Here is an 11,089-nt window from a genome sequence, read left to right as displayed (position 1 = left end):
ATCGACCTTATTGTTCAACATATGGATATAACATTTATTCACATACCTTACAAATACAACAAACAGGCGAGAATTCCTTCAATTCTAAGTATTAAAAAAAGGAAAAGGCTTACGATTAGGTGAATTACTAATGTGACACTAATTGAAAGGTGGAAATCAGAAATATGAAAGACAAAGTAAAAGGACTTATCGTAGGTTTAACGATCGGTTCGTTAATTAGCGGTACAGCAGCTTTTGCGGCTAGCAGTCAAATTGAAGTGGCCTTCCGAAGCATTAAGTACATGTTTGATGGCGTCGAAAAGGTGCCTGCGGATGGAAAAGGTTTTGTTTACGAAGGTTCTACGTATGTTCCGCTTCGCTTCGTAAGTGAAGCGCTGGGTAAAAAAGTGGAATGGGATGAAGAAAATGAAACGATTTGGATCGGCAGCAACCCGAATAAAGTCGTAGCAACTTACAAAGGCGGGACTGTAACCAAAGGCGATTTTGATACTTTTTTTGCTATGCAGGCTATTTTTAATAACAGCCATACGGCTTCAAAGGATAACCCTGAGTATCAGAAAAGCATCTTAACGCAATTAATTGAATATCGAATTTTGTACGGCAAAGCCTCCGAACAAGATCAAACCGTGGCCAAAAGCAGTGCTGCCGCACAAGTCACGGCATGGAAATCGCAATTCGGCGAAGCCAAGTTCTCAGATGACTTGAAAAATTTCAAAGTGACGGAAACTGCGCTTCAATATTACCTCGTCGGCAGATTTACGGCTGAAAACTATATTAAATCAAGCATAACCGACGAGCAGTTAAAAGCCAAATATGACGACAATCTCAAACAAGATAAAGATTTCTACACAATCGCATCCGTCCGCCACATCTTAATTGGCTTGAGCAATGAGGACGGTACTGTGAAGCGCACCAAGGAAGAAGCTCTCAAACTTGCCAAAGATGCAGAGCAGCGGATTAAGAACGGCGAAGATTTCGCGAAGCTGGCTAAAGAATTGACCGACGACACGGGTTCCAAAAACACAGGCGGCCTTTATGCCGATGCCGAGGTTACTCTTTGGGTGCCTGAATTCAAGAAAGCAGCGATCGAACAGCCGATTGGCGTTGTAAGTGATCCAGTTGAGACGCAATTTGGGTATCATGTGATCAAAGTTGAATCCAGATCCGTGAAATCTTTCGATTCGATGAAGGACTCCTTAAGAGAATCGCTGGAACAAGCGCAATACCAGCAATTTACGGAAAAAGAATTGCCAGCTTTGATTGAAAAGATCGATTTAAGTGAATAAATGGTGTACAATGAATGTTTGTTAAAGTATACAAGTTGAAGGATGGATTGCAGCATGTTTTATGCAAAAGATTGGGTAGATTACGAGCTTCTCGACACCGGCAACGGTGAAAAACTGGAACGTTGGGGCACCTATGTTCTGAGAAGACCTGACCCGCAAATCATTTGGCCGTTAGAGAAAGAAACGCAAAGCTGGCGTCAGGCGGATGCCCATTATCACCGAAGCTCCAGCGGCGGTGGTCAATGGCAGCACAATTCCGAGCTGCCTGAGCGCTGGACGATCACTTATGACCAGAAGCTGACTTTCTATATTAAGCCGACAGGATTCAAACATACGGGCTTATTTCCTGAACAAGCCGTCAACTGGAAATGGATGATGGATAAAATTCAGGGAGCCGGCCGGCCGATCAAGGTGTTGAACCTGTTTGCTTATACGGGCGGAGCTTCTCTGGCTTGCGCTTATGCAGGAGCTGAAGTTTGCCACGTGGATGCTTCCAAAGGCGTCGTGCAATGGGCGAAAGAGAATCTTCATCTCAGCGGGCTGGGCAGCCGCCCCGTTCGATTTATTACGGATGATGTATTCAAATTCGTGCAAAGGGAACAGCGCCGCGGCAGCAAGTACGATGCGATCATTATGGATCCTCCTTCGTACGGACGCGGACCTAACGGGGAAACCTGGAAACTGGAAGAGGATCTCTTCCCTTTCATTCAAACCTGTCAGAGCATTTTGACCGATAATCCTTTGTTTTTGCTCATTAACTCTTATACGACTGGGATTTCGGGAACCGTTCTGCATAACATCTTGACGATGGCGATGAAAGCCAAGCATGGCGGTACGATTTCCAGCGGAGAAATCGGTTTGCCGATCACCCACTCCGGCCTGATGCTCCCTTGCGGTATTCTGGGACGCTGGGAGGCGTAACGTGACAGGAGCTAAAGATGTTTCGGGAGCATCGCAAATTCCGATACTTTTCGAAGACAACCACATTCTCGTGGTGGAGAAGCCTGTGAACATGCCCACGCAAGAGGATGATTCGCGCGATCCGGATCTTCTGAACGCTCTGAAGGCGGACATCAAGATTCGGTACAACAAGCCCGGGAACGTGTACCTGGGGCTTGTACACCGGCTTGACCGTCCCGTCGGCGGCGTCATGGTCTTCGCCAAAACGTCAAAAGCCGCTTCGCGCTTGTCGGACGCGGTGAGAACAAGGCATCTCGACAAAACGTATGTCGCTGTCGTGCATGGCAAACCGCCTCAGCAGGCCGCTACGCTGCGTCACTGGCTCTGGAAGGACACGCGGACCAATACGGTCAGCGTTGTCAAACCGGGCCAGCACGATGCGAAGGAAGCCGTGCTGGATTATAAGCTGCTCGGCAGCCAAGACGGACTCAGCTTGATCCAGATCAAGCTGCACACCGGGCGGCCGCATCAAATCCGCGTGCAGCTGGCAGCCATCGGCTGCACGCTGTACGGCGACCAGCGCTATGGCAGCGCGGTCAACAAGCCGGGCCAGCAGCTTGCGCTCTGGGCGACGGCGCTGTCCTTTGAGCATCCGGTGCTCAAAGAGCGGATGCATTTCCGGTCGCTGCCACCGGGACAGCGGCCGTGGAGCGACTTTACAATCCCAGAATTGTAAAGTTACTCCGAGACGGGAGTCGCCGGCTCGGTTAGTTGGCGACCTTCCCCAATAAATAAATAAGCAGTTTCTGATTATGGGCGGAAACGCGGCTCAGGTACGTATCCAACAGTTGTTCACGGACTAACGTGCCTCGCTCGCATTCCGCCCTTCCTTTGTCCGTTACGTTGACCCACACAATGCGTCGGTCTTTCTCATCCCGGACCCGGACTATCAATTCACTCCGCTCCATTCGATCTAATAGCGTTGTAACTGCCGCAGCTGTTGTAGATAAATATTCGATTAGATCTGAAGGCTTCATACGCTCATTCGTCTTAAGCAATTCTAGTACGTTCAGTTGCCCTTCTGTAATCGTAGGTGCTAATCCTACTTCCATCTGGCTCTTCAATTCCTTAGACAATTTCAGCCACAGCTTTCCAAACTCATCGGAATACAACCTCACATCATCTCGCTTCCAACATCTACTATATCGCAAGTATAGCATGCATTTTCTCACGATAAAAGGTTAATGCCATTAATACTTTCCTACAAAAGCTGCATGGGAGTAGGATATGCTGTCGAGACGTCCACAACTTTGTCCAATCCCAAAGAATAGCTTACTTCTTTTAACATCCAGCCCACTGCTGACATATACTGTGAAGTAATCAGTTATTTCAAGAAAACGCTAAGGAGTGGTTCAGGTGGAAGATTGGAAAATGGAGCTTGGCAAAAAGGCACTGGCAGCCGGCATGCTGAAAGACCCACAGTGGCTGGATCGATTAGACGAACCGATGCCCCTGTGGGTCTTATTAGAGTTAGCTTTTATGCTGATGGAGAAATTGGACCCGCCTACAGTCAGTTATGATTGAGGGAATCGCAGAATATCGATGATCGACTCTGTTTTGGTAACAGGTATGAGCTGTTTGCCCTGTGCTTTACGATCTTCCAGCGGAGCTGTTTCCGTTGAGAAACGAAGTTTCTCGCCATTGCTCATGACAGCTGTAATCTGATAATCCATTTTCACGATAAATGTCCGGATTAGAGCAGTTCCGTTAGGTCTCACACGCTTGCCTTCCTTAAACTCAAACGTGAGGATCCCTTTCCCGCCACGCCCTTGAATCGGATAATCCACAACAAGAGACCGTTTGGCATACCCGAGGTCCGAAATGACCAGCACTTCCCCTTCATCCCCGTAAATCCACTCCGCCGAGACGACTTCATCGTCTTCCTTGAGCTGGATGCCGCGAACACCCGCGGCCGCACGGCCCATGGGGTTTACTTCTTCCTCGCGGAAACGAATGCTCATCCCCTGCTTCGTGACAAGCAGGATCTCTTTGGTGTTGTCGCTCAGATGGACGTGCAGCACTTCATCCTGCTCGCCAAGCTTACAGGCCACGAGTCCGTTGGAGCGGTTCGTCATATATTCTTTGAGCTCGGTACGCTTCACTTGACCTCTGCGGGTCACGAATACGAGCGATTTCGTCGGATCGTCAAATCCTTTGATGGGAATCACGTTGACGATGCGGTCTTCCTTGGCAATCGGGATGACATTGACAATCGCAGTACCGTTCTCTTTCCATTTGTACTCAGGCACTTGATGGACAGGCAGCAAGTAATACTGGCCTTTTTTGGTGAAAATCAACAGGCTCTCTATCGTATTGACGTCGAGCAAGAATCGCAGGTAATCGCCTTCCTTCAGCCCTGTGCTCTCAAGCTCTCCGCCTGATCGCGTGAAGGAAAGCTTGCTCGTGCGTTTCAAATAACCTTCATTGGAAAGCGTGACGAAGACATCCTCCGGATTGACCAGCACTTCCAGATTGACTTTCAGCTCCTCGACTTCGCCTTGGATGGCTGATCGGCGGTCAATTCCGTATTTCTTGCGAATTTCGCCCATTTCATCTTTAATTACGCCTAGCAGTTTCTTCAAAGAGCCAAGAATACCGCGCAAGTACGCAATTGTTTTTTCAACATCTTTCAACTCTTTTTCAAGCGTTGTGATCTCTAAATTCGTTAACCGGTATAATTGCAAAACAAGAATAGCGTCCGCTTGACGTTCTGAGAAGCCAAATTTCTCGATCAGGTTGTTTTGGGCGTCCTGCCGATTTTTCGATGCCTTAATCGTAGCGATCACTTCATCCAGAATGTTAAGGGCTTTGACAAGACCCTCCAGCACATGAGCGCGGTCTTCCGCTTTCTCAAGCTCATATTGGGAACGGAATGTGACAACTTCCTTCTGGTGCTCGATGTATGCTTCGAGAATTTCACGAATGCCTAATTGGCGCGGCGCCTTATTGACGATCGCCACCATATTGAAATTGTATGTCACTTGCAAATCCGTCTTCTTCAGCAAATAGGCCAAAATCCCTTGGGCATCCGCATCTTTTTTCAGCTCGATCACGATCCGCAAGCCATTGCGGCCGCTTTCGTCACGAACCTCTGCGATCCCTTCGACTTTCTTCTCCAGCCGGATGTTCTCCATCGACGTTACAAGGCGCGCTTTCACGACCTGATACGGAATTTCCGTGATCACAATCTGCTGTCTGCCGCCGCGCATGTCTTCAATCGCCGTTTTGGATCGGATATAAATACGGCCCTTCCCTGTACGGTACGCTTCACGAATGCCTTCTTCGCCCATAATAATGCCCGATGTCGGGAAGTCAGGCCCTTTGACAATCGTCATTAACTCATCAACCGTAATCTCAGGCTTGTCGATCATAGCCGTACAAGCATCGATGATTTCCCGCAAGTTATGCGGCGGAATTTCCGTCGCAAAGCCGGCCGAAATGCCGCTTACACCATTCACGAGCAGGTTGGGATAACGCGCCGGGAGCACAACAGGCTCTTTCGTCGAGTTATCGAAATTATCTTTGAACATAACCGTGCGCTTTTCAATATCGCGAAGCAGCTCCATCGCAATTTCCGAGAGTCTGGCCTCCGTGTAACGCATAGCTGCCGGCGGATCATCGTCCAAGGAACCCCAGTTGCCGTGTCCGTCCACAAGCGTATGCCCCATCTTCCAAGGCTGTGCCATCCGAACCATTCCGTCATAAATGGAGGCATCTCCGTGCGGATGATAATTCCCCATGACATCGCCGACGGTTTTGGCGGATTTGCGGTAAGGTTTGTCAGGGGTGTTCCCTGAATCGTACATCGCATACAATACGCGGCGTTGTACAGGCTTCAAGCCGTCTCTGACGTCCGGGATCGCGCGATCCTGGATAATATATTTGGAATAACGCCCGAATCGATCGCCAACGATCTCCTCCAGATAGGCTGGTAAAAACTCTTCTAAAATACCCAACTTTCAGTCACCACTCTTTTTGGTCTACTCTACATATTCGGTAAAATCGACATTCTCGATAATCCAACGTTTGCGCGGATCTACTTTATCGCCCATCAGTGTTGTCACCCGGCGCTCTGCTTTCGCAGCGTCTTCAATCTGAACTTGCAAGAGCTGTCTGCTCTCCGGATTCATGGTTGTTTCCCACAATTGCTCCGGATTCATCTCGCCAAGTCCTTTGTAACGCTGTAATTCGCTATTCTTGCCAAGCTCTTTCACAACAGATTGCAGCTGCTCATCCGTCCATGCATATTTGTATCCGCCATTCTTGCCTTTTCTCGTCACTTTATACAGCGGCGGCTGTGCAATGTACACTTTGCCCGCATCGATCATTGGCTTCATATAGCGGTAAAAGAAGGTCAGGAGCAGCACTTGAATGTGCGCGCCGTCGGTATCGGCGTCCGTCATAATAATAATTTTACCGTAATTCATCTCATCGACTTCGAATTCAGAGCCAACGCCTGCCCCAATGGCCGCGATAATCGCTTTGTATTCATCGTTTTTCATAATATCGAGAAGCTTTGCTTTCTCGGGATTCATCGGCTTCCCTTTTAGGGGCAAAATAGCCTGATGCTTGGAATCGCGCCCTTGCTTCGCCGAACCGCCGGCTGAGTCACCCTCAACGACGAACAATTCATTGCGCTGCAAATCTTTGGATTGCGCCGGGGTCAGCTTACCGCCGAGGTTCGAGCTCTCGCTCTTCCCTTTCTTCCCGCTGCGAATCTCTTCCCGCGCTTTACGGGCAGCTTCGCGAGCTTTGGATGCTTGCACGGCCTTCTTCAGCATCATTTGGGCGATTTGCGGATTTTCTTCCAGAAACACCGTCATTTTATCCGAAACGACGGCATCCACCGCGCTTCTGGCAATAGCGCTTCCAAGCTGATCCTTGGTTTGACCGACGAATTCGACATCGCCCATCTTAATATTGATTACGACCATCATACCTTCCCGTAGGTCGGTACCGTCAAGATTTTTTTCTTTCTCTTTGAGAATGCCCGCTTTGCGAGCATATTCATTCATGACCCTTGTATAGGCCGTTTTGAATCCAGTCTCATGCGTACCGCCGCCGCGGGTCGGGATCGCGTTTACGAATGACGCAATCGTTTCTGTATAGCCATCGTTGTACTGAAGGGCAACTTCAACTTCAATTTCGTCCTTCTCTGCAGCAAAATGAATCACGGGATGAAGCACAGTTTTCTCTTCATTCAAAAATTCAACGAATTGGCTCGCGCCGCCTTCGTACTGGAACGAATCCTGCTTATCCGTTCGCTCATCTTTTAAATTCACCATCAACCCCGAGTTCAAGAAAGCAATTTCTTGCAAACGTTCGGAAAGCGTATCGTACGAAATCGTCGTGCCGCCTTGGAATACCCGCTTGTCCGGTTTGAATGTGACTTTCGTGCCTGTCCGGTTCGAATTCCCGATGACTTCTAGTCCTGTGGTAGGCTCGCCTACGTGCTCAAAGCCCGTCTCATCTACCCAATATTCAAACCTTTGCTTATGCGCTTTGCCATCCCGATAAATTTCGACTTCCAGCCATTCGGATAACGCATTGGTTACGGATGCGCCTACACCATGCAGTCCCCCGGACTTTTTGTAACCGGAGCCGCCAAATTTCCCGCCTGCATGCAAAATGGTAAATACGACCTGCGGCGTCGGAACTCCTGTCTTATGCATGCCGGTCGGAATCCCCCGGCCGTTATCCTGTACCGTGATGGATTGATCTTTATGTATGGTTACGTTGATTTTGGAACAATGTTTGGCAAGATGCTCGTCAACCGCATTATCGACGATTTCCCAGATCAAATGGTGCAAGCCGGAAGAACTCGTGCTGCCGATGTACATCCCTGGTCTTTTTCGTACAGCGACAAGCCCTTCCAGTACTTGAATATCATCGACATCATAATTGGATGTTGGGGCTTTTCCATTCGCAAATTCTAGTTGCTCAGTCATTGAAGCCCTCCTTTTTCTAATATAGGGTGCGTTGAAAGGAGCTCCGCCGCTCCTTCGTCTTTGTTAGTTCAATATATCTTTGCGGGAGAAAACTGTAAAGGAAATGACCAATGAAACTGCGGCCCATACGCTTAAAACACAGAGCGAGAACGCTAAGTCCATTCCTTTGATCGGCGGAAGTCCTCCCGTTAAATACTTGGTTAAGTCCAAGTTGACCATAAATAAATATTTCGCGGTTTCCCAGGATGACACCATGTTCGAAAGAATCGTTCCCGAAATTAAAACCGCGAGCATGACCCCCATACCGGCAGCCGTGGAACGAATGAGAACCGAGATCATTAACGACATGAGTGCGACCACTACCGCCGAGAACCAAACCAGGCCAAACTCCATTAAGAGAAAGAACCATTGATCGACCGCTCTTACTAAGCTGAAATCGACATCTGTGCCATTGATCTGAATCCCTGTAAAAATCGGCATCATCCATCCGTTATAGCCGAATACAACGCCGGAAATCAAGTAACAGAGCACGCCTGTAGATAAAACCGTAAGCGAAGTGAAGAAGATGACGGTGATTAATTTGCTCAATAGGATTTTCCATCGCCGAACCGGTCTTGTCAACAATAATTTAATAGTCCCCGTAGAATGCTCGGATGATACGATATCTGCCGAAATGACCATAATGATCAAAGGAATGAATAACGACACGGCATTTTTGACAAATTCGCGCGTAAATGTCACGGCATTGGGCGAGCTTGGATCGACGTCTTTTTCCAAATAATAATTGGCAATCTGAATCTGAACCCTAAGCTGCTGCTTCCATTCGTCCGGTGTGCGCGCGGAGCTTAAGCGCTTCTCCCAATCAATGATTTTCTGGCGCTGATCCGCCTTCCAATCTGTCGTTCCAAACTGCTTTTGCGTATTTTGGGCGACGCGCATTTGTGCGTAGGTGAACATAGGAATAAGAGCAAGCAGAATAAGGAGGATCACATAAAAACGTTTTTTCTTAATCATTTTGATGCATTCATTTTTGACCAACTCATATAAAATGCGCAATTCTTTCACCGTCCCCTATTGTATGGTTTCCCCTTCGGTTAGGCTCAAGAACAAATCTTCCAGCGTTGGGTTCTTGATTTCTACAGCATAGAGGCTAATTCCTGCTTCCATCAATTGCCTGCTTATTTGCGGGACATGCTCTTTATCCATTTGCGTAACAATTTGTTTCACCGAAGATGAGGGATGCATGGAGTCTTCTTCACTAATTTCTTCAATCGTATTGACAAGCGGAGACGCATCGAGAAGCCCCTCAGCCTTATCGGCCGGAGACACGGACCAAACCACTTTGCCGCCTTGCGCAACCAACTCATTAACAGCTCCGACTTGAATAACTTGCCCATGACTTATGATGGCAACGCGGTCACACATTTGCTGAATCTCGCTCAGCAGATGGCTGGAAACAAACAAGCTAAGCCCATCCGCAGCCAAACGCTGGATAAACTCCCTCATCTCCTTAATTCCCTGCGGGTCCAGACCATTCGTAGGCTCGTCCAAAATTAATAAACTGGGCCGCCCGAGAAGCGCTTGGGCAATGCCAAGCCGCTGCCGCATACCAAGGGAGTACGTGCGCACTTTATCATGAATTCGTCCATCCATGGAGACAATCTCCACAACCTCTTGAATCCGCTGCTCATCGACATCCGGCAGCATTCTCGCAAAATGCTCGAGATTTTCCCACCCCGTCAAATAAGCATACAGCTCGGGATTCTCGACGATACAACCGACGTGGCGCATCGCTTGATTATGCTCCTTCCGGACATCGAACCCGCAGATGTGAATGGTTCCTTCCGTTGGCCGGATTAAATCCACGAGCATCCGAATCGTCGTTGTTTTGCCAGATCCGTTGGGACCTAGAAAACCAAAAATTTCACCGGCAAAGACATCAAAGGAAATACCCTTGATAATCTCTTTATTTCTAATTTGCTTCTTTAAATTTTTCACGGACAAAACGGTTTTAGGAACGGTTACTGCTTCTGCCACTTTTCCTGCCCCCATCATTTCAGAATTTGTATAATCCGGTCTGCAATCCGCTCATAGCCGTCCCCGTTCGGATGAAAATGATCTCCTGAGGACAAATATTTAATTAAATTTTGCTCGAACAAATCATAGGTCGGGACAATGACCATTTGAGGATAAGCGTTCATCATTTCGAAAACGCCATTATTCCAGCGCTGCACAATGAGTGAACCTTCTCTTTTGGGATCTAAATCAAGAAATGGATGGTACAGCCCAACGTAAAGCACAGTTGCCTTTGAGTTTGCCTTATTGATGGCTTGAAGAATTTTGTCCATTTTATCGAGTGCCGGCGCAACACGGCCTTTCGCAGCTTCCGGGTTGAACTCCGTCTGGTTCTCTCCTTGAAAAAGCCCCTCGCCACCGGCAAAAATATCATTACCGCCAATGGTGAGCAAAATAATATCGGCTTGTGCAAGAGCATCCTGCGTCTTTTTCAGCGATAGATCGGCTAGCAGCTGATCGCTCTTGTAGCCTGGAATGGCCAAGTTATTGAGCACGAATACCGGCTTTCCTGTTTCATTTTCCAGTTTCTCACGGACCCGGCCCACATAGCCTTTGCCTGTATTGTCGCCTGTTCCGGCGGTCAATGAATCGCCAAGCGCAACAATTTGCAGCTTAGCTTTGCTATCAATCATCGTTTCCTTCTTCGGAGCCTCCGTGGCCAACTGAAGCGTTCCCGATGCTTTAGGAAACCATATCTGATTCGCCGCGTAAGCAAATCCAACGGCGAAAACAATCGTCGTAATTGAAGCGGTTAGGCCAATTGCACCCCATATGAAGCGAGATGATCTCAAGGTTGTCTCCTCCTGCGAATAAATGGCA

The 11,089-nt window shown here is 48.3% G+C and carries 10 protein-coding genes; 4 read left to right on the top strand and 6 right to left on the bottom strand.

Going from position 1 to position 11,089, the window contains the following annotated elements; all coding sequences use genetic code 11:
* Nucleotides 1–164: 164 nt before the first annotated feature.
* From AC3WRW_RS01345 to AC3WRW_RS01335, 3 genes are read left to right on the top strand one after another with little or no spacing between them, the layout of a single operon-like run.
* Nucleotides 165–1,286 carry a peptidylprolyl isomerase gene (locus AC3WRW_RS01345; protein ID WP_492544237.1) on the top strand — a complete coding sequence of 374 codons (1,122 nt, stop codon included), beginning with the start codon at nucleotides 165–167 and terminating at the stop codon, nucleotides 1,284–1,286.
* 54 nt (nucleotides 1,287–1,340) lie between these two features.
* Entirely contained in the window at nucleotides 1,341–2,207 is an 867-nt protein-coding gene (locus AC3WRW_RS01340; protein WP_492544235.1) for a class I SAM-dependent methyltransferase, read from the top strand.
* A 1-nt stretch (nucleotide 2,208) separates the two neighbouring features.
* Complete coding sequence (locus AC3WRW_RS01335; protein WP_492544233.1) at nucleotides 2,209–2,922, top strand: RluA family pseudouridine synthase; 714 nt, start codon at nucleotides 2,209–2,211, stop codon at nucleotides 2,920–2,922.
* A 31-nt stretch (nucleotides 2,923–2,953) separates the two neighbouring features.
* Here the strand turns inward: AC3WRW_RS01335 and AC3WRW_RS01330 are convergent, their stop codons facing one another.
* Entirely contained in the window at nucleotides 2,954–3,358 is a 405-nt protein-coding gene (locus AC3WRW_RS01330; protein WP_171682238.1) for a MarR family winged helix-turn-helix transcriptional regulator, read from the bottom strand.
* Nucleotides 3,359–3,602: 244 nt separating this feature from the next.
* Between AC3WRW_RS01330 and AC3WRW_RS01325 the strand changes: the two genes are divergently transcribed.
* Complete coding sequence (locus AC3WRW_RS01325) at nucleotides 3,603–3,770, top strand: hypothetical protein (protein ID WP_492544231.1); 168 nt, start codon at nucleotides 3,603–3,605, stop codon at nucleotides 3,768–3,770.
* Here AC3WRW_RS01325 and gyrA read toward each other — a convergent pair.
* From gyrA to AC3WRW_RS01300, 5 genes are all read right to left on the bottom strand, one after another.
* A complete protein-coding gene (gyrA, locus tag AC3WRW_RS01320) occupies nucleotides 3,761–6,202 on the bottom strand; it encodes a DNA gyrase subunit A (protein ID WP_492544229.1) in 2,442 nt (813 codons plus the stop codon). The two genes, AC3WRW_RS01325 and gyrA, sit on opposite strands and share 10 nt — an antisense overlap.
* 24 nt (nucleotides 6,203–6,226) lie before the next feature.
* Nucleotides 6,227–8,194, bottom strand: a complete 1,968-nt coding sequence (parE, locus tag AC3WRW_RS01315; protein WP_492544227.1) for a DNA topoisomerase IV subunit B — start codon at nucleotides 8,192–8,194, stop codon at nucleotides 6,227–6,229.
* 63 nt (nucleotides 8,195–8,257) lie between these two features.
* Nucleotides 8,258–9,250: an ABC transporter permease gene (locus AC3WRW_RS01310; protein WP_492544225.1), complete on the bottom strand. Its 993-nt coding sequence runs from the start codon at nucleotides 9,248–9,250 to the stop codon at nucleotides 8,258–8,260.
* A 15-nt stretch (nucleotides 9,251–9,265) separates the two neighbouring features.
* Nucleotides 9,266–10,249 carry an ABC transporter ATP-binding protein gene (locus AC3WRW_RS01305; protein ID WP_492544223.1) on the bottom strand — a complete coding sequence of 328 codons (984 nt, stop codon included), beginning with the start codon at nucleotides 10,247–10,249 and terminating at the stop codon, nucleotides 9,266–9,268.
* Nucleotides 10,246–11,061, bottom strand: coding sequence for a GDSL-type esterase/lipase family protein (locus AC3WRW_RS01300; protein ID WP_492544221.1), 816 nt, complete (start codon nucleotides 11,059–11,061; stop codon nucleotides 10,246–10,248). Before AC3WRW_RS01300 ends, AC3WRW_RS01305 begins: the two co-directional genes overlap by 4 nt.
* Between the last annotated feature and the right edge of the window lie 28 nt (nucleotides 11,062–11,089).

The organism is Paenibacillus sp. FW126-R14 (assembly GCF_058789495.1).
The sequence above is the reverse complement of the archived record's forward strand: the minus strand, read 5'-3'. Positions and strand labels throughout refer to the sequence as shown.